Genomic DNA, 24,208 nt, shown 5'->3' with positions numbered 1-24,208 from the left:
AAAGAGGAATATATTTACATAATAACGAATAGTTTATTTGCTCTTATTTTTTCTTACGGAGGTTACATACAATGGGATATATTGAAGAACTTAGAAAAGTTGTCGGATCAAGACCACTCAATTTATTAGGCGTTGCGGTAGCTGTTTTCAATGAACAAGGACAAATAAAAGAGACCTTTTTAAAGGCCTTTTTTTTATTTCACTTCTGCATGTAAACAAGATTTAAAATGTCCAAGTGCAAATTCATGTCCTTGCGCATTAAAAGATGCAACTGCCTTTTCATAAACAACAATTTTAAACCCTTTATTATACGCATCTACTGCTGTATGAAGAACACAAATATCAGTACATACCCCTACAAGATGAACCTCTTCAATTCCTCTTTCTCTTAGCTTCATCTCTAAATCCGTTCCAGCAAATGCACTATACCGTGTTTTATCCATGTAATATACATTCTCTGCATTTTTATATGTTTCGTACACATCTTGTAATTCACCAAACAAATCTCTTCCACTTGTACCAGCTATATTATGAGACGGGAATAACTTTGATTCTGGATGATATACATCATTTTCTTCATGTTTATCAATAGCAAAGACAACGTAATCTCCATTTTCAATATATTGCTTCGTTATATGTACAATTTCCTTCTCAATTTCCTGTCCTGGTTTTCCGCAAGTTAAAGCACCTTTTTTCGCTACAAAATCATATGTATAATCAATATTAATAAGAGCTCGTTTCATAACCACCATCTCTCCTTCTTCTGTTTCACAGTAAACAATAGAAAATTTGTTATTACGACATCATGTGTACTATTCGACATTTTAAATGAAATACCTACATTTTTCTTCTGAAACTTACCTTAGTCCGAGTTTATCATATAATAGATAAACAATGGTAAAACAAATAGCTCCTATTAACAAGTCATGAATTTGATAATTGAGCGTAGCTTGAATCATCTCTTGTATCGTAAACCAAATTACTGCCATCATTAGGCTAATCAAAATGATACGAATACACCGATTCACATCTTCAACCTCTTTCTCTGTCATAGTAGTAACAAGTGATTACTTCCTATTTAATCGTATTAGAAAATGAAATAAGTTATTCACTCTTGCACACTCTAGTCCAAACAAAAAAGCACACTACTTTTTGAGTAATGTACTTTTTATTCATATTAAGACGCTGGTTTTGTCTCAAATGTTGCTTGATTAAAACTAATAACCTTTCCTTTCGGGTCATTGTTTTCATACTGAACTGCAGTAATTGTATGACTACCTGTTTCCAGCGTTTTTTCTTTTAACTGCACTGTTGTCTGCGTTGTACTAGTTACTTGATGTTTATCCGTATACATTTGATCTACAAATACGAATGTTTCTTTATCACTTTGAAAATTAGAAAGTTCTAATTCAACTTGCTGAATTAACGTATCCTTTTTGATGAATACAGTCGGTATATTGCCGTTTTCTGAAGTACCATCTGGAGTAATAACTTTTACTTTCCCTTCTCCAATTGACATTGCTCCTTCAGGAAATTCAACCATATTCTCATCACTTGCGTTTACAACTTGTTCTTCCTGTTTTGATTGCGCGTCCTCTTTTTCCTGTGGAGCACCGCAACCAACTAATAACAATACAGACAATCCAGTGATTATGAATTTTTTCAAAATTCATCCCCCCTGTAACTTCATTATAATTTATTATACAAAAATAACTTTTAAATTTTGAGACTACTTTCAACACTTTCATGAACAAATAGAATCTTGCTCACGATTAATGTATCATACTTTCCTTAATAGAACATTAATTTTTTTTATGAAATAAATAGTAATTTCCTCTTATCTATCATTTTAGCCCAACATATGAATTACATACCCTCAAAAATAAAAAGACATTGTTAGTTCAATGTCTTTTCTATACAGCAATTAAAAAACAAACGTTGTAATCTCATCTACTTCTTTTCTTGGAAGTTTCTTCGGTTTATCTTTCGGAAATCCGAGTGAAATAACCATATTTATTTGTTTTTCAAGCTCAATTTGTAAATATTGGCGCAGTTCATCTTGAGCTAGCAATACTGGCCCTGTCATTGGACAAGTACCAAGCCCCTTTGCATGTGCAGCTAACATTAAGTTTTGTGCCGCTAAACAACTACTCTTAATGCCTTCTTCTTCCCAAACTGAATTTGGAACAAAAGCAATTGGATCAAATATCTTTTCACGGAACTTTGATTCATATGGTGTTGCCAAACATACGATTAATACTGGTGCCTCCGAGAAAGCTGTTGCATATGGTCCGAAAGAACGTGTAAGTAATTTCCCTGCTTTCTCTTCTCCATTTTCTGCTGCTTTTGCCGCAAGTTTATGTAATGCATCCCATGTCATTTGTTCAATTTCTTTAATCTTCTCTCGATTCATGATAACTAAGAATTCCCACGTTTGTGAATTGGTATCACTCGGTGCGTAACGAGCACAATCAATTATTTCTTTTATATCATTAGTAGATACTTCTTGATCTGTAAACTTTCTAACACTTCGTCTTCCGTGAATTACTTCTTTAAAATCTTCATAATTCATATATTAAATCCCCTTTTTACAGCGTTTTCAAAACTTGTCCTATGCTTGAATTATATCATGAAAAAAAGCCGGAAGAATACCAGCTTTTTTCTTCATGATTAATTTGTCACTTTAAACAAACGAATACTCTCTTCGTATGCAGCTTGTAGTTTTTTCGTAATTGGTCCTCTTTCACCAGCCTCGAACTGTTCATCACCAATTTGAACGACTGGGAATATTTCAAGTGGCGTCGCTGTAAAGAAGCACTCCTCAGCGTCATATACTTCTTGTAATGAAAACTCTCGTTCCTCTACATCGATATGTAACTCTTTCGCTAATGTAATTACGTAGTGACGTGTAATACCATGTAAAATGAAATGATCCGCTGGATGTGTAATTAACTTATTATTCTTCACGATAAAGAAATTGGAATGACATCCTTCAGTCACAATACCATCTCGTACTAATATTGCTTCTTGATAACCTTGTTCATTTATTTTGTTTTTGATCATGATATTAGGAAGCAAATTTAAAGATTTTATATGGCAAAACTTCCACCTGATGTCCTCTTCTACTGTCACCTTAATCCCTGCCTCCATTGAAGCAACTGGTCTTGGGAACGAAACAAGATTTGCAAAATATGTCGGTTGTAAATCTGATTCATATACATGATTGCGCGGTTGTGCACCTCTTGATATTTGTAAATATACATTCCCATCTTCTTGAAATTGATTTTTTTCAATCATTTGATATAACTCTTCTACTAATTCTTCCTTCGTAAATGGTGGAATTAGTTTTATTTCTGCCATAGAGTTAAAGAATCTTTTCAAATGTAAATCTAATAAATGAGGCTTGCCGTCGTATAGTCTAAATACTTCATAAATCCCATCACCAAATTGGAAGCCTCGCTCTTCTAATGCGACCATCGGCTGTTCTTCCTTCGTATTAATCATTCTCCCATTAAACAAGATCCAATCTTTATGAGTAGCTTTCATTCTTCCCCACTCCTTTATCACATGATTGATTTTATTGTACAACTTATGACACCCTGAAAGAAGGAATTTTCTGTATTTTCACAAACAAAAAATACATCACTTCGTAAAAGTGATGTATTTTATCATTTATTTAAGGAAATATTTTTCAATATCATCTAACATAAGGTTCGCAGCTTTAATACCGCCTGCTGTATTCCAGATTACCTCGTCTACTTGGAATACTTTATTATTTTTAGAAGCCTGTAGTTGCTTAAAGAGTGGATCTTCTATCCATTCCTTTGCTAACGAATTTCCTTCATTATTCTTATCTGCATCTTTATCAGACGTGAAATAGAATAAGTAGTCTCCGTCCATATTTGGAATTTGCTCTTTTGTAATTCCTTTTATCGCAAAATCATCTTTATCTTGTAATGGTGGTCGTTTAAATCCAATATCATTTAAAACAACGCCCGAGAATGAGTTTTTTTGATAAATACGAACGTCACCTGGTACGAAACGAATAATAGAAACTTTAGAATTCAAATTATCGCCTAACTTCTCTTTCATTCCTTCAATACGTTTTTTATAATCATCAAGAGCTTTCTGCCCTTCTTTTTCTTTATTTACAGCTTTTGTATAAAGTGTAAAGTTTTCTTTCCAATCACCGCGTAATGTTTCTGCATAAACAGTTGGTGCGATTTCTTTTAGCTGATCATATATTTTTTCATGACGCATTTTATTTCCGATAATTAAATCTGGCTTAAGCTTCATTACAGCCTCTAAATTAATATCACGTTCAGTTCCTACAACTTCCGTGTTTTTTAACTCTTTCGCTATATGAGGATACCATTCATCACCAGCACGTGGTTTCGTAGTCCCCACTGGCGTTACGCCCACAGCTAGGAGAGCCTCTGCGCCTTCATTTGTTAAAACAACAACTTTTTTAGGTGTACCATTTACTATCGTTTCACCCATTGCATGCTTTATCGTATATGAATCTTTTGCTTTCGCTGATATATTATTTTCTTTTTTCTCTTCTTTACTACATCCTGCAATTACAACCATGAGTATCGTAATGCAGAACATAATTAGTTTTTTAGTATGTATCATATGTCCTCCCTAGATGAAATCGATTATCATTAACAATTAAAGATTAATGGATGTTACATACATTGTCAATGTATATCAGAAAACTTTTTTAATATATACTATTTAGATTCTATCCGCTTTTCTAATGTTTCTTTTTAAAACATAGTGCATAAGTATGAAAATAAATGTTGTTATTAAAATGCGTATTCTTGTTATACATAACAAGAATACGCATCCATATTGCATTATCATTTTAATTCCTAATATTGAGTATATTTAATATATGCTGGGTCATTATATACCCACTGATTTCCACCAAGGTTTAACCAACCATTTTCATTTATATATACTAAATAAGATTCTGGAGAATTTAATTTGCGAATAACTGCAGATGTAGTTGATGGACCACTTCTTAAATTTACATTCATCCCTTGTATATATGCAACCCCAATCGGGCTTCCATCACTGTTGCTTGTCTTTACAAAATTAATGTAAGAAGGATCATTATACACCCATTGTCCATTCCCCAAATCTAGCCATCCGTTACTTTCCTGATATACAACGTAAGATTCTGGAGAATTTAATTGACGAATAACTGAGGAAGAAGTTGATGGACCATTTCTTAAATTTACATTTTTCCCAAGAATATAAGCGATTCCCTTCGTTTGAGGTGTCGGTTGTGGATTTGGATCTACTCCAAAAATAGCTGCTATTCCATTTGCATACGCTTGACTTAGATCTTCAATAAATTGTGGATTTTTTAATAAATTTGCATCAAACGCTGTATCAATAAAAGCAGTCTCAGTTAAAATTGCATCCATTGTGGTTTCTCTTAATACCGCATAATTTTCTTTTTTTGCTCCTCGATCACGAAGACCGTATTTTGTTAATACAGGATTGACAGCTGTATGCATTTTTTGTTGCTTTGCATATGCAGTGCTGGTATTGGATAACGCATTATAAATATAACTTTCAAAACCTGTACCCCCGCCGCTATTAATATGAAATGAAATAAAATAATCCGCACTGAAAGCATTAGCAATATTAGCACGTTCCGATAAAGAAATAAACACATCACTATCACGTGTCATTTTAATTGTAATTGGGTAATTTACCGTTAAAATGTCTCGAACGCGTCTAGCAATTTGAAGTGTTAAGTTTTTTTCTACTAAACCATTACCAACAGCACCAGAATCATATCCACCGTGCCCTGCGTCTATAACAAGTTTCATTTTATTGCCCCGCCCCTTTCTTGTAATATGTTTGCATTTCTACTCGTCCTATTTTATGTGAAATGTACAAGTTCTGTTACAATTGCAAATAAAAAAACCGCCTTATGTAAGGCGGTTTCTATCATCTTGCTTTAACCAATTTAAAATAAATATATACGATTGATAGTGAACATAACGTATGCAAAATAAAATAAATAAAAGTGCTATTCCAACACCACTATAAAGTAAACCGAACTTTAAAAAAACATTTAAAAGTGGTGGAAAGTTCATTAGATTTTGTAATGTACTAAGCATACAAAACATAATGAAAAAGACAGAGACGTATTGTAATTCATACGGCTTTTTTTTCTTACTCATTCTTTTCCGAATGATTATATGACATAATTCTGCTACTATAAAGCACCCTCCAATTAATACAAGACCAGAAGTCATCGTCATACATCCACCTGCCTTATGTTTATTGTATCGCATAAATAATCATCGTTATATTTTCTTTACATACTCTTCATCTTCTGAAGCAAAACCAAAACTCTCTATGAAAGACTTCGCCTTTTCTGTTAATTTCTCTTGTAGCACTTTTATTTCTTTCACATTTCTTTGTTTCATCATTTCTTCAAATGTAAAATACGTATTTGTACCATAACCGTAACCTTGGTAATCAAAATGAATAATTAGCTGTGATAAAACAGCCTGTTCCTCTTGTACACTATAATCTATTACACCAATATATGTATCATCAACTTTTACACAGTACTGTACCTTTTTCTCACCTAAACTATGCGATTTAAACATTTCTTTAACAACGCTTTCATTTTCTACAGTAACTTTCTCAAACGTAATCATATGTTGTCCATCCTTTTACTATTATTGTATCAATAATACTTCCTATTTATGAAAAAAACCTTAAGACCGTATGCGATCTTAAGGTTTTTCTATTTAAACTAAGCTATACGCACGTTTTGTTTCTTCATGGAACTTATTCGTATCGTATTTATGCTCAACATAAATTTGGTGCCATACCATAAACGCAAGTACAGTCCAAATTTTACGGCTATAATCGCCTTTATCTGCACAATGTGCTTCCAGTAAGTTTAATACATACTGTTTGTCGATTAAATGCTCTGTCTTACTTTCGTTTATAATATTTATAGCCCAATCATGCATTTCGTCTTTTAACCAGTGACGAATTGGTACTGGGAATCCAAGTTTTTTACGATCTAATACGTGATCTGGAACGATTCCGCGTGCTGCTTCACGTAAAATAGCTTTCGTAGTTCCGTTAGCAATCTTAAATTCAGTTGGAATTTTAGATGCAACATCGAATACTTCTTTATCTAAGAACGGTACACGAAGTTCTAATGAGTTTGCCATTGTCATTTTATCAGCTTTTAATAAAATGTCACCGCGTAACCATGTGAACATGTCAATGTACTGCATTTTACTTACATCATCATAATCTTTAATCTCATTATACAATGGTTTCGTGATATCCATATAGTTAACACTTTCATTGTAATACTTCATTAATTCAGCTTTTTCTTCTTCACGGAAGATTTTAGCATTCCCATAGTAACGCTCTTCAATTGGTGTACATCCACGCTCTAGGAAGCTCTTACCTTTAAACCCTTCTTTAAGAGCACCACTTAATGCTTTTAGAACGCTCTTACCTGGGCTAGGAATGTAAGAGAACATTTTTAGTGAGTTTGGCTCACGGTAAATGTTATAACCACCAAATAGCTCGTCTGCGCCTTCACCTGAAAGAACAACTGTTACATGTTTACGTGCTTCTTTCGCAACGAAGTACAATGGTACAGCTGCTGGATCAGCTAAAGGATCATCCATATGCCAAATGATTTTTGGGAACTCATCCATAAATTCTTTCGCTGAAATGAATACGTTATGGTTTTTAACGCCTAATTTCTCAGCAGTTTCTTTCGCAACATCAACTTCACTGAAACCACGTTGCTCAAAACCAACAGAGAATGTTAAAAGATTTGGATTCATTTCTCTTGCGATAGAAGCGATGATAGATGAATCGATACCACCAGATAAGAATGAACCTACTGGTACATCACTACGCATATGCACTTTTACTGAATCATATAACACATCACGAATCGCTTGGATATGCTCCTCTTTCGTTGCACTTGAAGCATTGAAATAAGGTTTCCAGTAGCGATGGATTTCCATCTCTTTACCGATTTCTTTTACGAAATAATGACCAGGCTCGATTTTATTAACATCAATTGTTAACGTTTCTGGCTCTGGACCATATTGGTACGTAAAGTAATGTTGTAGTGACGTTGGATTAACGCCTTTATCTTCCATCACATGCATAATACTTTTCTTCTCAGATGCGAAGAATGTAGTATCACCTTGTTGTGCGATGTATAAAGGTTTAATACCGAAGTGGTCACGTGCACCGAAAAGTTTCTTTTCTTCACGATCCCAAATCATAAATGCAAACATACCACGAAGGTAGTCTACACATTTTTCTTTCATATGTGCATACAATGCAATGATAACTTCTGTATCAGATTGCGTTGCAAACGTTGCACCTTTTTCAAGTAACATTTCACGTAATTCTACATAGTTGTAAATTTCACCATTAAAAATAATTACATATCGATCATTTTCATAAGTTAGCGGCTGATGTCCTGCCTCTAAGTCAATGATACTTAAACGGCGGAAGCCAAATTGTACATGTTCATCACGAAAATATCCTTCGTCATCTGGACCACGGTGGAAAATCATCGTGTTCATATTTTCAAATTGATGTTTTTCTGTTTCTGAAAACTCTCTAGGGTTTTCACATAAACATCCTACAAAACCACACATACTTCTTACCCTCTTTCAGTTTTCATTCTGTCTCTATACTACTATATCAACCCTATTTATACTAGCATAATCAACTGAATATGGCGACCAAAAACTATAAAAAAATCACTCCATTTCACATTTTTAACAATTTTTTATGAAAACATGAAAACTAGGCACTCACCTTTCTCCGCTTTTGTCATATGATATTGCAAATTGATTTCTAGGAGGGAATACCATGAGTGAAGAAAAAAAAGATTCTTCTCGCCCACCGGTTCGTAATTACTTAAAGCAAATTGATGATTTCTTCGAGCAAACACCTCTTCGCAATGTAATCGCTGATTTAAATCATTTTTTCCAAAAAGGAAACCGTTTATTAACATTCCCTGTAGATTTATATGAAGTTGGTGAAGAACTCGTTGTTACAGCTGAACTACCAGGTATACAAAAAGAACAAATTCAAATTGAAATACAAAGTGAATACTTAAAAGTCTCTGTAAAAGAAGAGATACTTGAAGAGGAAGAAGAACAAACATCCCATAACTATTATCGCCGAGAACGTTCCATTTCAGAAGCATCAAGATTGATTAAGTTACCGTATTCAATTAATAAAAAAGCGGCAAAAGCTTCTTATCAAAACGGCGTATTAGAAATTCGAGCGCCGAAACTTCCCCAGCAACATGACATTTTATCCATAGACTAATGCAAAAAAATAAGGGTGCTATGCACCCTTATTTTTAATCCACTAATCGCTTCATATCACGTATAATGTCTTCATATGGCGTATTACTAATGCCACTATACTTTTTCATTACTTTTCCGTTTTGATCAATTAAATAAAATGATGTACCATGTATGACCTGACCGTTCTCCGGCTTATCTACAAGTGATTGGAAATTATCTTTTGAAAACTTTGTAATATCTTCTAACGAATACCCTGTTAATAAATTCCAGTTACTAGTATCCTCTGTAAACTTCTGAATAAAAGCTTTCAGATTTTCTGGCTTATCAAGGTCTGGATCTACACTAAATGAAACAAACTGAACGTCTAATTTCTCTTCTTTTGCCATCTTTTGCAGCTTGGCCATATTTGCAGTCATTGGCGGACAAACTGTCTGACAATTTGTGAACATAAAATCTGCAACCCAAACTTTCCCTTTTAAATCTTTTGTACCGAATTGCTTTCCATCTTGATTTGTAAATTGGAAAGTTTCTAAATCCCAATTTAATGGTTTACGAAGCTTTGAACCTGATTCACTACATCCGGCAAGTACAAAGAGACAAAATACAACCATAAGACCAATTATTTTTTGATAACGCTTCATTTATAAACCTCTTTTCTCTATCCTAAATTTAAATAGGTTATGTTTATAATAACAAAAGTTAACACTACGAGAAAATTGTTTACTACATTTGTTCACGAAATCGTACGATTTTACGCATGTTACTTCTTTATTTCAAGCGAATTACTAGACAAAATATATTTTTTTACTATTATTTCTCTAAATAGAATTGATAAAACTAATTTTATTGTTACTTTTGTAAATACCTCTCCCTATTTTTTAACAATTCCTTAAACATTAATCCATGTTTTACACTGTATTCCTTAACAACATTTCGGTACAATACAAATACAACGATTTTAAATGAGGTGATGTTCATGGCAAAGCGCTATGAAAATATGGATAATGTTAGTACAAAAAAATCAATTCGCTCTTTTTTACGCTGGCGTAAAGAACGAAAGCAAAACAAAAAAGATTTTTCTTTCTTAGTAGAACAATCACCCGTTAAACAAAGTGCATTTTTGCAAAGCAATGTTGAAAAAACGACTGTCACATGGATTGGGCATTCCACTTTTCTTATTCAAACGAATGGACTTAATATATTAACAGATCCAGTATGGGCTAATAAATTAAAGCTAGTTCCAAGACTTACCGAACCTGGACTCTCTATAGAAGAACTACCTAAAATTGATATTGTCCTTATTTCACATGGTCATTATGATCATTTAGATTTTTCAACTCTTCGTCAGTTGAATGATGATGTTCTATATCTTGTACCTATTGGATTAAAAAAATTATTTACTCGTAAGAAATTTAAACATGTAGAAGAGTATAAATGGTGGGAAAGTACGATAATTAACGAAGTTTCTTTTCACTTCGTACCTGCTCAGCACTGGACAAGAAGATTCTTATTTGATATGAATACGTCTCACTGGGGCGGATGGATTATTGATAATGAAACGAATATGGAAACCATATATTTTTGTGGCGACAGTGGCTATTTCCAAGGTTTCAAAGAAATTGGTGAACGCTTTTTAATTGATATTGCTCTTATGCCCATTGGCGCTTATGAACCAGAATGGTTTATGAAAGTATCTCATGTTTCACCTGAAGAGGCCGTGCAAGCTTATTTAGATTTAAACGCTACGCATTTTATACCGATGCATTACGGAGCTTTTGCACTCGCCGATGAAACACCCCGCGAGGCAATAACTAGACTTCGAAATAATTGGAATTTGCGCATGTTACCATGGGAACAACTGCATGTACTCTTTTTAGGCCAAACTTTTATTTATAGTAACGCAACAAATGATAAGCAAATAAACGAAAAAATTGAAACTTTACATGTGTAACGTAATGACTGATTTTCTATATCCAACATATAATATAGAAAATCCTATAGTGAAGGCAAATAATCAAGCTTTTACGGGCAGCCCGCTACCTTACCTCTTTGCTCCAGCTAATTTTGAGGTAGAGAGTTTTACTGTCCGCAAATAGCGGGATAAAGGGTGTTTTCTATGAATGAATATTTACAGACTCGCTATATCATTAGCGGTAGTGCCTGTGTAGCTCTTCTTATTTCTTACTTTCTATTTACATAAAAAAGCTACTTGAAATATATTTTCAAGTAGCTTTTTTATTACTCTGCTAAATACATAAATCCGATTGCGCCCGGACCTGTATGAGTACTAATAATAGGCGTTGTATAGAAAATTTCTGATTGAGCAAATCCACTCACTTTTTCAACCGCCGCTTTCATACTTTCAGCTAAAGGAATTGCTTTCGCATGCGGAATTGCAACAGCTTTTACAACTTTTCCAGCCGTATCTTGCTCAAATAACTTAGCTAATGTTTTTACAATTTGGCCTTGGCTACGAACTTTCGTTACAGGATTATAAACACCGTCTTCAAGACTAGCAATTGGCTTTATATTAAGTAGCGAACCGATAAACGCTTTTCCTTTACCGATACGTCCACCCTTCACTAAGTTTTCTAATGTATCCACTACTACATATAAACGAGTATTCTTTCTTACTTCATCTACACGTTTTAAAATTTCTTCTAGTGAGCGTCCGTCATTTGCCATTTTTGCAGCTTCAATTACTTGATATGCTAAAGCATGTGTAATAAATTGAGAATCAACAACTGTTACTTTTGTATCGGTCATTGATGCAGCGCTATTTGCAGTTGCTACAGTACCGCTCATTCCACTTGTCATATGGATAGAAAGGACTTCGCTTCCATCTTCCCCTAGCTTGTCATACATTTCTACAAATGTACCCATAGCTGGTTGTGATGTTTTTGGTAATTCCTCTGATTTAATCATTTCTTCAATAAATTCGTCAGGTTGTAAATCAACGCGATCTAAATATGTTTGTCCATTTACAGAGATTGATAATGGTAAAACATGAATGTCATATTTTTCGATTACGTCTTGTGATAAATCTGCCGTTGAATCTGTTACAATTTTAATTTTTTGCATACTATACTTCTTCCCTTTCCAATACGCTCTCCTTGTTATTATACTAGTATTCCCATTGCTTTCAACAATTTGGAACGAAATTTCATCAAATTAATTATATTTTCATACCTAAAATGAAAAAGACAGAGTTTACTAACCCTGTCCGTACTTCGTATCATGCATTTTTTTCAAGGGTATTTGTTTTATATACATTTAAATAATCATTCCACTTCAAACATTTTTGTAAATATTCACGGAAAGAATATGAAAATCTTGGGTGTTTTTGTTTTTGAATTTTTGCAATAAATAATTGAAGACGAGACTGAATTAGAAACGATAATGGATGCTGTGCCTGTAGGACAGGGATTTCAAATATTTTAATACAATCCCCTGTTGAATGAGTGAAATAAAAACTTTTCGTAATCACAATATCAATCCTCTTTTTCATTGGATTTTTGAACTTCTACTTTACGCTTGTAACACGTTGTTTAAAGTGGCGACTCCCATGAATACAAAAGTATCCTTAGACAATCTCTGTAGTCCTTATGGTTAGAAGATTTATACTCTATTCATCTCCACCTAATCCATCCCTCATCCTAAATTTCTAATAAGACGAGGACTCGTTATCCGTATATTGCTTAATATATTTAGTATAAACTTATAAAAGCGCAAAGTTTGTCTAAATTTTGGAGATTCTATATTTTTTTTCTTCTCTATATTGTATACGTTTATAGCTAGAGTATAACAAATAAATAAAAAAAGTGCCTTTATAACGAGGCACTTTTCGACTGAATTTCTTCTTCTCTTTTCTTTTTTCGCTTACTAACAATCTTTGATAAAGCAATACTAATTTCATAAATACAAATAAGCGGTACCGCAACTAAACTATGAGATAAAAAATCTGGCGGTGATATACACGACGCAATGATAATCAATGCTACGTAAGCATACCTTCTTATTTTTATTAGAAGTTCCGCCGTCAATAGTCCAATACTCGTTAAAAACATTACTACTACAGGCAATTCAAAAATTACAGCAAATGGAACTGTTAAATTAAGAACAAAATGAAAATACTTTTCTGTCGTAAACATCGTATTAAACATTTCATTACCTATCGTAGTTAAAAAATGAAATAAAAACGGCATTACAACGAAATATCCAAAGCATAAACCTGCAATAAATAATATAGACAATACCGGTATATACATTATTGTCAACTTTTGTTCATTTGGATGTAAACCTGGTTTTACAAATAACCAAATTTGTATAGCAGCAAAAGGAATTGTACAAACGATAGCAAATACTGTAGCAATCGAGAAAAAAATCCACAATACATCACTTGGACCGAGAACAGTTAATTTCATTGGTAAATCTTTTACAAGCCAAAAATAAATATCCTTTGTAAAAGTAAATCCAATAATTAAAAATAGTACAAAGGATAACACCGTATATATTACTCTTTTTCGAAGCTCAACAATATGTTCTACTACGCTCATTTCCCGATCTTCCATCTCGTTCACCACACTTTATTTATCCATTACAAGGAAAATACACTACATTTTTTCTTTCTTTTCCTTTTCTTGAAATGCGTCATCTGTCAATTCTTTCGTTGATTTTTTGAACTCTTTTAACGTTTCCCCTAAAGCCTTCCCGATTTCCGGCAATTTTTTAGGTCCAAATAAAATGAGTACTGCTACTAAAATTAAAATTAACCCTGGAAAGCCAATATTTGAAAACATTTCCCCATCCCCTTTATTAGTAGTTTCCTTGTCCTACTATTACATAATTTTATTTTGTCAAAAAAGTTTGAAAACGTCAACAAATCCATTGTCTTTTGTCAAAAAAATTCAAAAATATAATCAATTATACAAATTTCATTTTCTATTGCTCTTGTGTATGATATGGTAAGGGAAATGACATATTATTTTATCCCGCTTTAACGGGCAGTAAGAACCACCACCTCAAAATTCAATGCAAGCCAAGAAGTTACGTGGGGGCTCAACTGCCCGTAAAAGCCCGATTGGTTCAACTAATAATCAGTGGGGGATGCCCCCCACTGATTAAAGTTTCACTTTATGATAGTAGAAAGGATTTGCATTATGACTGAAAAAATGACACGAATGACCCAATTTGTAAAAGAAGAAATTGCAAATGCAATTACACATGGTATCGGTGCCATTTTAAGCATCCCTGCCTTAATCATATTGATTATTCATGCTTCAAAGCATGGTACCGCATCAGCTGTAGTTGCATTTACTGTTTATGGTGTAAGCATGTTCTTACTGTACTTGTTTTCAACGTTGCTACATAGCATTCATCATCCTAGAGTAGAAAAAGTATTTACTATTTTAGATCATTCAGCCATTTACTTATTAATTGCTGGCACGTATACTCCTTTTCTACTTATTACACTTCGTGGGCCATTAGGATGGACGTTGCTTGCTATTATATGGACACTTGCAATCGGAGGTATCATCTTCAAAATTTTCTTTGTACGTCGCTTTATAAAGGCATCAACTTTATGTTACATCATTATGGGCTGGCTCATAATCGTTGCCATTAAACCACTTTATGAAAATCTAACTGGACATGGTTTTTCACTACTTTTAGCAGGAGGAATTTTATATTCTGTCGGAGCTATATTCTTCCTTTGGGAAAAGCTACCTTTCAACCATGCCATATGGCATCTTTTCGTTTTAGGTGGTAGTGCGATGATGTTCTTCTGTGTACTCTTTTATGTCTTACCTACAGCATAATAAAAAAGGTTTCAGCTTACTATAAGCTGAAACCTTTTTTATTACTTATGTAATTGTGATGCGATAACTTCCTGTGTATGCTTCGTTAATTCTTTAATATCCATATTCGCATAATCTTCAGGTGTAATCGGCTTAGAAATTGTTACTATTGCATGAGCTGGCTTCATACGATTTCCATTCGCTTCAAACATCTTATATGTACCATCTAACGTTACAGGTAAAATTGCTACACCTGACTTTACTGCAAGATGGAAACTACCAGCCTTAAACTCTCCAACTTCCCCACCCTTACTTCTCGTTCCTTCTGGGAAAATTACGATAGAATGTCCATTCTTTAATAGTTCGATTCCATCTTTAATTGCTTTAAGAGATTGACGACGATCGCTACGATCCATAAATACACAATTCATCAGTTCCATCCAAGTTGGTACAACTGGGAACTTTTTAATCTCTGCTTTTGACACGAATCCAATTGGTTTATTTAAGTAACCTAGTAAAACAGGGATATCCATATTACTTTGGTGATTACTTACAACTAGTACCGGCTTGTCTTTCGGAACATTTTCAAGTCCTTTAACTTCTACTGTCCCTCCAGCTACACGTACCATTTTCTTACCAAACCAATTTGTCGTTTTGTACACAGCATTATCTTTTTCTTTTGGCGCCATCATATTTACTTGTCTTTTAAGACGCCACATTCTTGGTGTAATCGCAATTACAATTAAAATTAAATAAAAGATTTTAAAAAACGTTTGAATCATACAGAACCCCCACCTATTATCATTCCGACCTTCATTATACTAGACAAACGAAGGAAAAAGAAGAAAAAAAGTCCAAACAGCAAGTGTTTGGACTTTTTAAGCATTCTATATTAGAAACGTTTTGCTAATTCACGAGCATTAGCAATTGCGGCTTCTTTAATTTCTTGTGCTTTTTCAGGGTTTGCATTCATACCTTCAACTGCAATATATTCAGTATCATTTACACCAACAAATCCTAATACAGTTTTTAAATGATTGCGACCGAAGTCTACAGCTGCGTATGCTCCTTCAGAATATACACCACCTGTTGCTTGAATGTGAAGTGCTTTTTTACCTTCTAATAAGCCGACTGGACCATTTTCAGTATATTTGAATGTTTTACCTGCGATTGCTACGTTATCTAAGTATGCTTTTACTACTGGTGGATAGCTAAAGTTCCACATTGGAGTTACGAATACATAACGATCTGCATTCATAAATGTTTCTAAGTTTGTGTTCATTGCTGCTACTTTTTGTTGTTGAACTTCAGTTAAAGCTTCAAAGCCTTCACCTGCTGCAAATTTACCCCAAGCAGCAAATACATCTGCATCAATTGCTGGTACTGTAGTGTTGAATAAATCAATTGTTACAACTTCGTCTTGTGGATGTTCGTTTTTATAAGCTTCGATGAAAGCTTCCCCTACTGCCATTCCGAAAGAACCTTCTGCTGAATTTGGATTTGCTGTAATAAATAGTACTTTTGTCATTGTATTCTCTCCCTTTTTTCTCTTTATCTTTAATTCAAGATTTATTTTTCGAAAGTTAATAACTTACCTTATGTAAGTATGATACAAAAAGTTTCAATCGATGTCAATAAAAAATAGCTACTTTTTTTTCGTAAGTTAATGATTTATTTTGTTTCTTTAAAATTTAGTATACAGATATTAAGACTTCTCACACAAAAAGGCTATCTCTATAAATTATAGAGATAGTCTTTTATTACATATTATTTTTGAAAAACATGTTTTACTTTTTCAGCTGGAATGTTACTTCCACCTCTACCTTTTACATCTTCAATCATCATTGTAATGACCACATCTGGTGAATTTAAATCAAATGCAGCGAACCAACCTAGTTCTTTTCCTTCGGCCTCTTTTGATACTTTTAATTCCGCTGTACCTGTTTTTCCAGCAAGAGTCATGCCATCAATTTTAGCAATTTTCCCTGTACCATCTGGATCATTAATTACTTTCGTCATTGCAGTTTTTAATATATCCTGATTTCCTTTAGAAATTACATTTTCTTTCCAAGCTTTTGGTTGTTTATCTGTTTTAATAATATACGGTGACGGAATCGCTCCATCATTTACAATTGGCGCATACGTTAAAGCTAAATGAAGAGGAGTCATTAATACTTGTCCTTGTCCATATCCTGTATCTGCCATTTGAATATCATTTTTAATACCGTCATTTGCAATTTTAGAAGCAGGGAATCCATATTCAATTGGTAGTTTCTCATCGAATCCGAATTTTTTTGCCTCACTCATAAACTTGTCTTTTCCGATTTTTAAAGCTTCTTGTGCGAAGTAAATATTATCCGAGTATTTCATCGCCTTATCAAGATCAATCGGATTTGCATCTTTCACACGCGTTACATAGTAATTACCCCAAGAAGAATCTTTTGTCCATTTTAATCCTTCAATTTTCAACTCTTCTTTTGAATCAATCGTTTTCGTTTCAAGACCAATTGCAGCTGTAATAGGTTTAAATACAGAACCTGGTACCGACAATTGTGTAAAGCGATTTGTCATTGGTTTTTTCGGATCATTATTCCACGCTTCGCGTTGTGCCTTTGATGTCCCTCGTGCAATTATATTAGGATCATATGCTGGACTACTTACTAGTGCAATTGTTTCTCCACTTTTCGGATTAATTGCTGCACTTGAACCAGCTTCGCCCTTCATTTCATTATACGTTTTTTCTTGAACAACACTATCAATAGTTAAAGTTACATTTTCTCCATCAACAGCATCTGTTTTTGCCAAGTTTTTAATTTCTTTTCCTTGCGCATCTTCTACAAAGACACGGCCACCTTTTTTACCGCGTAGCTTTTCCTCTAATACTTGCTCTAAACCAGCTTTACCAACTGGATCATCAGCTTGATAGCCTTTCTTTTGTAGCGTTTTTAAATCTTCAGCATTTACCTTTCCAATATAACCAGTCAGATGAGCTGCCGCTTCCCCTAACGGATATGTACGAACATTTACAGGTTTTGTTGAAACACCTGGTAAATCAATGTACGTATTTTGTGTTGCCCCTTCAGGCAAAATTCCAATTGGTACGAGATACCCTGGTTTTACCCATTTAGCAGCTAATTTTTGATCAATTTCTTCTACAGACATATTTAACAACTTCGCTACTGTTTCTTTCGTTTGCGGAGCAGTATCGCCTAACTTTTCAGGAATCAATCCGATTTCAGAAGCTTTCCCATTCGTTGCAAGACCTTTTCCATTACGATCGTATATTTCACCACGTTTTGGCTGTGTTGTCTGCATACGCACTTTACTATCTTTCGTCATGCCAGGGAAAATAAAATCAGGAGTCCAATCTATTTTCCAAGATTCTTTATCTCCATCTTTTTCTTTCACCATTTTTGCTTCATGACCAAATGTAATTTTACCACCAACTGTATCCATGCTTACTTTAAAAGGAACAGGGCCTTCATCTTTTTTATCTTCTTTTACTTCCCCTGTTTCTACCTTTAAGTCTTTCACTTCGATACCAGAATAAATTTTCTCATATTTTTCAGTAAACTCTTTCTTTGAAATATCTTTTTTTGCATTTTTTGATAGTTGATCATACATATCTGCAAATTTTTGTTTATTCCACGCTTTTACATATGTATCAAACACTTCTTGTGGTTTTTCTTCTTTACCACATCCAACTAACATGAATGTTAAGCAAAGAAAAAGAATCCCCCATATCTTTCTCAATCGATTCTCCTCCTCTTTCTATATTAGTACTTTTGAAAATTTTAGCATTTTTACATGCTACCTCTCATTATAGCACTATCGAATCTCATCTATAAACTTATATTGGTGAATATAAATAAAAAGATTGACGTGAATTCTCACATCAATCTTTATTATTATTGTTGTTTCTCATATACATGGTAATAATACGTATACGGGTTTTTTTCATCCGTTAAACCTTTTTCTACAAAAATCTCTTTCCAATTTGTCATATCCATTTCTGGGAAGAATGTATCTCCTTCAAATGCATGATGGATTTTTGTTATATACAACTTGTCTACATAAGGTAAAAAGAGATCGTAAATTTGCGCTCCGCCAAAAATAAAAATCTCTTCTTCATTTTTACATAGTTCGAACACTTCTTCTACAGAATGAACAACTTCACAGCCTTCAACATGATACCCTTCATTACGAGTTACAATAATATTACGTCTTCCAGGCAGTGGTCTACCAATCGCTTCATAGTTCTTTCTTCCCATAACAAGCGGGTGACCCATCGTTGTTTTCTTCACGTATTGTAATTCACTCGGTAAACGCCAAGGTAAATTATTATCTTTACCAATTACTCTATTTTCGTCCATAGCGACCATAAATGAAACAATCATTTTTTCATCTCCTCTACAATTATACTGCAACCGGTGCTTTAATTGCTGGATGCGGATCGTATCCTTCAATCGTTAAATCTTCCATTTCAAAATCGAAAACAGATTTCACATCTGGATTTAATGTAAGTTTCGGGAATGGACGTGGTTCACGTGCCAATTGCTTTTCTACTTGTTCAAAATGATTCGTATAAATGTGTGCATCTCCAATTGTATGAACAAATTCTCCTACTTCAAGACCACATTCATGTGCAATTAAATGTGTTAGTAGTGAATAACTTGCGATGTTAAATGGAATTCCAAGGAATATGTCACCACTTCTTTGATATAGCTGACAAGAAAGTTTTCCGTCCGCTACATAAAATTGGAATAATGTATGACAAGGGGGTAATGCCATATTTGGTACGTCTTCAGGATTCCAAGCAGAAACGATTAAACGACGTGAGTCTGGTGTTTTTTTAATCATTTCAATTACATCTTTTAATTGATCAAGTGTCTCACCAGCTGTCGTTTTCCAAGCACGCCACTGTTTACCGTAAACGTCTCCTAAATAACCATATTTATTTGAGAACTCATCATCTTCTAAAACGTTCTTTTTAAACAATTCCATTTGCTCATCGTACTGTACTTTAAATTCTTCATCTTGTTGTGAGCGAAGACCAAAATCAGTCATGTCAGGACCAGTATACTCATCACTTTCTACCCAGCTCTTAAACGCCCATTCATTCCAAATGTTATTATTATGCTGCAATAAATAGCGAATATTTGTATCACCTTTCATAAACCAAAGCAGTTCACTTGCTACAAGGCGAAACGGTACTCTCTTTGTTGTTAATAAAGGAAAACCTTTACTTAGATCAAAACGCATTTGATATCCAAATACAGATACAGTGCCTGTCCCTGTACGGTCTTCTTTCTTCGTACCATGTTCCATTACATGGCGGCATAAATTTAAGTATTCATTTTCAGCATGTTTCATATGTAGGAAAACCTTCTTTCAATCGTATATGCAATTTATCATAACATGAAAAATGGTAAATTTAATAATCTTAATTAATAAAATTTCTTACATTAATTCTTACAAAATTATTAACTTTCCATATTTTAAAAGGTTTTCATTTTCTATTACCGAAAGTATAGTGCGGTAGAACAAAATTTATATTTGGAGGTTAGAAGTATGTCTAAACTTGGAACGCCTGTTATGACTTCTTTACAAACAACGGTTGAAAAAATGATGAAGGATTTAAATGTTCCTGGTGCTGCTGTCGCTGTTATAAAAGACGGTGACGTTATTATTTCAGAAGGTTTTGGCTATCGTAATATAGTAACAAAAGAGGCTGTTACACCGAATACTCGATTCGCAATCGGTTCCTCAACGAAAGCATTTGGCACACTTTCATTAAGTTTGTTAGCACAGCAAAAAAAGTTTAATTGGGATACCCCTATCCAGTCTTATATACCTAACTTTACTTTATCTGAACTACTTGCTAGCTCACAAGTTACAGGACTGGATTTAGCTTCTCATCGAACTGGAGTGAGTCGTCATGAGGCCCTTTGGTACAGTTCTTCCTTATCTCGAAAAGATCTCGTTGAAAAAATAAAACATTTACCACTTGATGCACCGTTCCGGACTGCATTTCTATATAACAACTTAATGTATGCAACAATTAGCTACATTGTTGAAAACATTACAAATCAAACGTGGGAGCAATACACTACAGAACATATTTTAGAGCCTTTAAATATGAATCAAACAAACTTCTCTGTTACAGATTCACAAACTACAGATGATTATGCTTTACCTTACGTTGAAAATGAAGGTGAAATAAAAGAAGTTCCATTCCATAACATCGATACAGTTGGCGCTGCTGGGTGTATTAATTCTACAATTGAAGATATGGCAAATTGGGTACTTCTCCACTTAAATGAAGGAAAATTTGGAGATCATGAATTAATCTCCTCTGAATTATTACAACAAATGTATACACCACACAATTCAATTCCAGATCAACCGGTTTTATCACTCCCTGAATCTCCATTAAATAGTTACGGTCTTGGTTGGTTTATTAGCGCTTATCGTGGTAAAAAAGTGATTCATCATGGCGGTAATATCGATGGATTTTCAGCGCTTGTTTCATTCATACCAACAGAAAACATAGGCCTTGTCATTTTAACGAATGCTGGAGGAACATTACTTCCTACTTATCTGGCTAATCAAATTTATGACGAACTACTTGAATTAGAATCCATTGATTGGCATAAACGTGCTGTAGAAGATACTAAAAAAATGAAGGAAATGATGAAAGAAGCAACTGAATCCCTCCCTGAACAAATTAAAGGGACTACACCTTCGCACAAGTTAGAGGATTATACTGGTACTTTTGAACATCCTGCATACGGAACATTACAAGTATACAAACGAGATGATTCGTTATATGTACAATTTATGGAAATGGATATTCAATTAGGGCATCATCATTACGACATCTTCTCTGCAAAAGTTGACTTATTCCAAATGAAAATGAGCTTATTATTCGCTTATGAAATGAATGTAAGTGGTGAATTCCCATCCCTTCAGTTATATGTACCAGCTACATTAAGTACTCAGCCGCTTACATTTAAGAAAATTAAATAAGTATTTTGATGGTAAAAAATAAAGGTAGGTGCGAATTACACCTACCTTTTCTATTCCTTATCAATCTTATCTAGTTGAAACCAAATTGGCTTCGATAACTCAAAGTTATTATGATCCTCTAAAACTATAGTAAGACGCTCTAACATATCATCTAACATATGCGGCGCTGCTCGTAATGTCCAGACAATCGAGGAGAAAACTGTCATGCCAACATACACCGTGTATAATTTCCAGAACTCCTCTGGTATTTTCCTATTAAAGTATCCTTCTATTTGTCCGATTGAATACGGAATACTAATGTCCCTTGCAAACAGTGCAATTTTTACAAAATCATGAAGTGGATCGCCCCAGTCGTAGCCATTAAAATCAACAACACCTACATATTTTCCATCCCGTACAATTATATTTTCTAAGTGAAAATCATCGTGTTGAAATCGATTCGGGCGGTTCTTTAAATATTTTTCATTTTCTTCTATAAACTTTATGATTTTATCATCGTTTTTTATTTTTATTCCACATGTTTTGTATGCCTCTACATATTTACTATGTTTCTTCATTGCTCTTTCATACCATGGAAGTATATCATTAGGAGCTTCATATGTATGCATTTTTGCTAAATCTTTTCCTGCCTCTATACCAATATCATATTGTTCTTTTGGTGAATACGTAGGCAATAGCTTCTTCGCCTCCTCCCCTTCTAAATATGAAAAGATACCATAGCATAAACCTTCTTCTGCCAACAAACCCATTTCAATTGGTTTTTGTGCTTGCACACTACGGTTTTGCATTTCATTTAAAATTTGAAACTCTATTTTCTTTCTTTCATACTCTTTTATATCGCCTGTCCGCAATAAATATTTTTCATTATTCGCACTCGTAATTATATATTTCTTATCAGGCGAAAAACCTTTAGAAATTTCTTTAATATCCACTGCATCTTTTACAATTTGTATATTGTTTTGCCGTGCTGTAATTATCTTCATATCTATTCCCCTTACATTTCTGCATTTGGTGTATAGGCAACTTCTACAATAAATCCATTTGGATCGTAAAAATCAATCGTATAGTAACCTTCCGAATAATGATTCATTTCAATTGGACCACGTATTACCTTCACTTTCGTACTAGAAAGAAAATCTGCTACTTCATCAACTACCTCTCTATGAATAGCTTGATAACAAATATGTCTAGGCCCTAACGTCCTTACGATTTCCTCATCTACTTCTTTAAAATATATTTCACTTTCTCCTGTGCTATATGCTACTTCATTTAACTTTCTCCATCCAATTATGGAAAACAACTTATTATAAAAACAAATGGACTCCTCCAAATTCGCTACCCAAAATTCAATATGATGAATGCCTGCTCGAAGTGTATTCATATTAAGAATACGCTCCTTGTACTACTTCCACAATTTCCATCGGCTTATGAACCATATAATCTGGTGCATCTTTTTTCACTGTTTCAATAACATCATATCCCCAAGATACCCAAATTACGTTCACTTCAGCCTTTTTACACGCTGCTACATCTCGCTGTTCATCACCAACGTATAACATATCTTTCTCTGTTACTTTTTTCGATTTTAAAAACCTTTTTATCATTTTATCTTTACCAAACAAATTTTTAGAACAATACACTTCTTGAATATTTTCGATACCATTCTTGTGTAAAAAAGCCCGAATATGCTCTTCTGAGTTCGATGATATGACTGCAATTCCGTAGCCTTTTTTATGTAGTTTATCTAATACATCTTTCATTCCATGGAACAAAACGAGATTTTTTATAGCAGGCTGATATAATTTATAAAATTCCAACGCTAATATCGGTAATTTATACAGTGGTACATCAAGTTGTTTACATCTCTCTGGCATCGTTAATTTACGTAAATGCTCAATTTCTTCTTCCTTTACTGCTTTATACCCATGTTTTTCAGCAAGTTGATTATAAATCCGTACAAATATATTTTGTGAATCTACTAATGTGCCATCAAAGTCAAAAACAATATATTTTTGCATCTCCATACTCCTTTTGCTT

Annotated in this window: 28 protein-coding genes; 5 read left to right on the top strand and 23 right to left on the bottom strand. The window is 33.8% G+C overall.

The window, feature by feature from the left end; all coding sequences use genetic code 11:
• Positions 1–71: 71 nt before the first annotated feature.
• A complete protein-coding gene (locus CGQ22_RS31870) occupies positions 72–215 on the top strand; it encodes a hypothetical protein (protein ID WP_002163998.1) in 144 nt (47 codons plus the stop codon).
• Here CGQ22_RS31870 and CGQ22_RS07085 read toward each other — a convergent pair.
• The 10 genes from CGQ22_RS07085 to asnB form a co-directional block, all read right to left on the bottom strand.
• Positions 195–743, bottom strand: a complete 549-nt coding sequence (locus tag CGQ22_RS07085; protein ID WP_000816794.1) for a cysteine hydrolase family protein — start codon at positions 741–743, stop codon at positions 195–197. The genes CGQ22_RS31870 and CGQ22_RS07085 overlap by 21 nt on opposite strands.
• Positions 744–857: 114 nt before the next feature.
• A complete protein-coding gene (locus CGQ22_RS07080; protein WP_000136532.1) occupies positions 858–1,052 on the bottom strand; it encodes a hypothetical protein in 195 nt (64 codons plus the stop codon).
• A gap of 125 nt (positions 1,053–1,177) precedes the next feature.
• The gene (locus CGQ22_RS07075; RefSeq protein WP_000713492.1) at positions 1,178–1,666 is read right to left on the bottom strand and encodes a putative periplasmic lipoprotein; all 489 of its coding nucleotides are present in this window, start codon (positions 1,664–1,666) and stop codon (positions 1,178–1,180) included.
• A 258-nt stretch (positions 1,667–1,924) separates the two neighbouring features.
• Positions 1,925–2,572 carry a nitroreductase family protein gene (locus tag CGQ22_RS07070; RefSeq protein WP_001105286.1) on the bottom strand — a complete coding sequence of 216 codons (648 nt, stop codon included), beginning with the start codon at positions 2,570–2,572 and terminating at the stop codon, positions 1,925–1,927.
• A 98-nt stretch (positions 2,573–2,670) separates the two neighbouring features.
• On the bottom strand, positions 2,671–3,546 hold the full coding sequence (dat, locus tag CGQ22_RS07065) for a D-amino-acid transaminase (protein WP_000648388.1): 876 nt from the start codon (positions 3,544–3,546) through the stop codon (positions 2,671–2,673).
• A gap of 126 nt (positions 3,547–3,672) precedes the next feature.
• The gene (locus CGQ22_RS07060) at positions 3,673–4,635 is read right to left on the bottom strand and encodes an ABC transporter substrate-binding protein (protein WP_000581996.1); all 963 of its coding nucleotides are present in this window, start codon (positions 4,633–4,635) and stop codon (positions 3,673–3,675) included.
• A gap of 239 nt (positions 4,636–4,874) precedes the next feature.
• Positions 4,875–5,846, bottom strand: a complete 972-nt coding sequence (locus CGQ22_RS07055; RefSeq protein ID WP_000779898.1) for an N-acetylmuramoyl-L-alanine amidase — start codon at positions 5,844–5,846, stop codon at positions 4,875–4,877.
• A 102-nt stretch (positions 5,847–5,948) separates the two neighbouring features.
• Positions 5,949–6,278 (bottom strand): hypothetical protein, encoded by a 330-nt coding sequence (locus CGQ22_RS07050; protein WP_000200462.1) that lies wholly within the window; start codon positions 6,276–6,278, stop codon positions 5,949–5,951.
• Positions 6,279–6,329: 51 nt separating this feature from the next.
• Positions 6,330–6,689, bottom strand: a complete 360-nt coding sequence (locus tag CGQ22_RS07045) for a GNAT family N-acetyltransferase (protein WP_000627518.1) — start codon at positions 6,687–6,689, stop codon at positions 6,330–6,332.
• Positions 6,690–6,782: 93 nt separating this feature from the next.
• The gene (gene asnB, locus CGQ22_RS07040) at positions 6,783–8,684 is read right to left on the bottom strand and encodes an asparagine synthase (glutamine-hydrolyzing) (protein ID WP_000333816.1); all 1,902 of its coding nucleotides are present in this window, start codon (positions 8,682–8,684) and stop codon (positions 6,783–6,785) included.
• Positions 8,685–8,901: 217 nt separating this feature from the next.
• Here asnB and CGQ22_RS07035 point away from each other — a divergent pair, with 217 nt between their 5' ends.
• Complete coding sequence (locus CGQ22_RS07035; protein WP_001288085.1) at positions 8,902–9,366, top strand: Hsp20/alpha crystallin family protein; 465 nt, start codon at positions 8,902–8,904, stop codon at positions 9,364–9,366.
• A gap of 34 nt (positions 9,367–9,400) precedes the next feature.
• Here the strand turns inward: CGQ22_RS07035 and CGQ22_RS07030 are convergent, their stop codons facing one another.
• Positions 9,401–9,988, bottom strand: coding sequence for an SCO family protein (locus tag CGQ22_RS07030; RefSeq protein ID WP_000833333.1), 588 nt, complete (start codon positions 9,986–9,988; stop codon positions 9,401–9,403).
• Positions 9,989–10,323: 335 nt separating this feature from the next.
• On the opposite strand from CGQ22_RS07030, the gene CGQ22_RS07025 reads away from it, so the two are divergent.
• Positions 10,324–11,298, top strand: coding sequence for an MBL fold metallo-hydrolase (locus CGQ22_RS07025; RefSeq protein ID WP_001129635.1), 975 nt, complete (start codon positions 10,324–10,326; stop codon positions 11,296–11,298).
• Between the two features lie 287 nt (positions 11,299–11,585).
• On the opposite strand, the gene CGQ22_RS07020 is transcribed toward CGQ22_RS07025, so the two are convergent.
• The 4 genes from CGQ22_RS07020 to CGQ22_RS07000 all read right to left on the bottom strand — a co-directional run bounded on the left by CGQ22_RS07020 (position 11,586) and on the right by CGQ22_RS07000 (position 14,146).
• A complete protein-coding gene (locus CGQ22_RS07020; protein WP_001169470.1) occupies positions 11,586–12,428 on the bottom strand; it encodes a DegV family protein in 843 nt (280 codons plus the stop codon).
• Positions 12,429–12,582: 154 nt separating this feature from the next.
• Complete coding sequence (locus CGQ22_RS07015; protein WP_000629011.1) at positions 12,583–12,834, bottom strand: DUF2535 family protein; 252 nt, start codon at positions 12,832–12,834, stop codon at positions 12,583–12,585.
• A gap of 340 nt (positions 12,835–13,174) precedes the next feature.
• Positions 13,175–13,918 carry a twin-arginine translocase subunit TatC gene (gene tatC, locus CGQ22_RS07005; RefSeq protein WP_000390118.1) on the bottom strand — a complete coding sequence of 248 codons (744 nt, stop codon included), beginning with the start codon at positions 13,916–13,918 and terminating at the stop codon, positions 13,175–13,177.
• Between the two features lie 42 nt (positions 13,919–13,960).
• Positions 13,961–14,146 carry a twin-arginine translocase TatA/TatE family subunit gene (locus CGQ22_RS07000; RefSeq protein ID WP_000492443.1) on the bottom strand — a complete coding sequence of 62 codons (186 nt, stop codon included), beginning with the start codon at positions 14,144–14,146 and terminating at the stop codon, positions 13,961–13,963.
• 360 nt (positions 14,147–14,506) lie between these two features.
• Here CGQ22_RS07000 and trhA point away from each other — a divergent pair, with 360 nt between their 5' ends.
• Positions 14,507–15,163, top strand: coding sequence for a PAQR family membrane homeostasis protein TrhA (gene trhA / locus CGQ22_RS06995; RefSeq protein ID WP_002163996.1), 657 nt, complete (start codon positions 14,507–14,509; stop codon positions 15,161–15,163).
• Between the two features lie 41 nt (positions 15,164–15,204).
• Here trhA and CGQ22_RS06990 read toward each other — a convergent pair whose 3' ends face one another.
• The 5 genes from CGQ22_RS06990 to CGQ22_RS06970 form a co-directional block, all read right to left on the bottom strand.
• Positions 15,205–15,924, bottom strand: a complete 720-nt coding sequence (locus CGQ22_RS06990; protein ID WP_000616574.1) for a lysophospholipid acyltransferase family protein — start codon at positions 15,922–15,924, stop codon at positions 15,205–15,207.
• 110 nt (positions 15,925–16,034) lie between these two features.
• Positions 16,035–16,670: an FMN-dependent NADH-azoreductase gene (locus tag CGQ22_RS06985; RefSeq protein WP_000170025.1), complete on the bottom strand. Its 636-nt coding sequence runs from the start codon at positions 16,668–16,670 to the stop codon at positions 16,035–16,037.
• 239 nt (positions 16,671–16,909) lie between these two features.
• Positions 16,910–18,895 (bottom strand): penicillin-binding protein 3, encoded by a 1,986-nt coding sequence (gene pbpC, locus CGQ22_RS06980; protein ID WP_001227260.1) that lies wholly within the window; start codon positions 18,893–18,895, stop codon positions 16,910–16,912.
• 155 nt (positions 18,896–19,050) lie between these two features.
• Positions 19,051–19,539: a dihydrofolate reductase gene (locus CGQ22_RS06975; RefSeq protein ID WP_000637212.1), complete on the bottom strand. Its 489-nt coding sequence runs from the start codon at positions 19,537–19,539 to the stop codon at positions 19,051–19,053.
• Between the two features lie 19 nt (positions 19,540–19,558).
• A complete protein-coding gene (locus CGQ22_RS06970; RefSeq protein WP_000679607.1) occupies positions 19,559–20,515 on the bottom strand; it encodes a thymidylate synthase in 957 nt (318 codons plus the stop codon).
• 198 nt (positions 20,516–20,713) lie between these two features.
• On the opposite strand from CGQ22_RS06970, the gene CGQ22_RS06965 reads away from it, so the two are divergent.
• Positions 20,714–22,171, top strand: coding sequence for a serine hydrolase (locus tag CGQ22_RS06965; protein ID WP_000040029.1), 1,458 nt, complete (start codon positions 20,714–20,716; stop codon positions 22,169–22,171).
• Between the two features lie 50 nt (positions 22,172–22,221).
• Here CGQ22_RS06965 and CGQ22_RS06960 read toward each other — a convergent pair whose 3' ends face one another.
• The 3 genes from CGQ22_RS06960 to CGQ22_RS06950 are packed head-to-tail and all read right to left on the bottom strand — an operon-like array spanning position 22,222 to position 24,189.
• Complete coding sequence (locus tag CGQ22_RS06960; RefSeq protein ID WP_000692076.1) at positions 22,222–23,154, bottom strand: aminoglycoside phosphotransferase family protein; 933 nt, start codon at positions 23,152–23,154, stop codon at positions 22,222–22,224.
• Positions 23,155–23,165: 11 nt separating this feature from the next.
• Entirely contained in the window at positions 23,166–23,552 is a 387-nt protein-coding gene (locus tag CGQ22_RS06955) for a VOC family protein (RefSeq protein ID WP_001094649.1), read from the bottom strand.
• Between the two features lies 1 nt (position 23,553).
• Entirely contained in the window at positions 23,554–24,189 is a 636-nt protein-coding gene (locus CGQ22_RS06950; protein WP_139032740.1) for an HAD family hydrolase, read from the bottom strand.
• Between the last annotated feature and the right edge of the window lie 19 nt (positions 24,190–24,208).

The organism is Bacillus sp. M13(2017) (genome assembly GCF_002218325.1).
GTDB classification, from domain to species: domain Bacteria; phylum Bacillota; class Bacilli; order Bacillales; family Bacillaceae_G; genus Bacillus_A; species Bacillus_A thuringiensis_K.
This window is presented reverse-complemented; position numbering and strand designations above follow the sequence as displayed.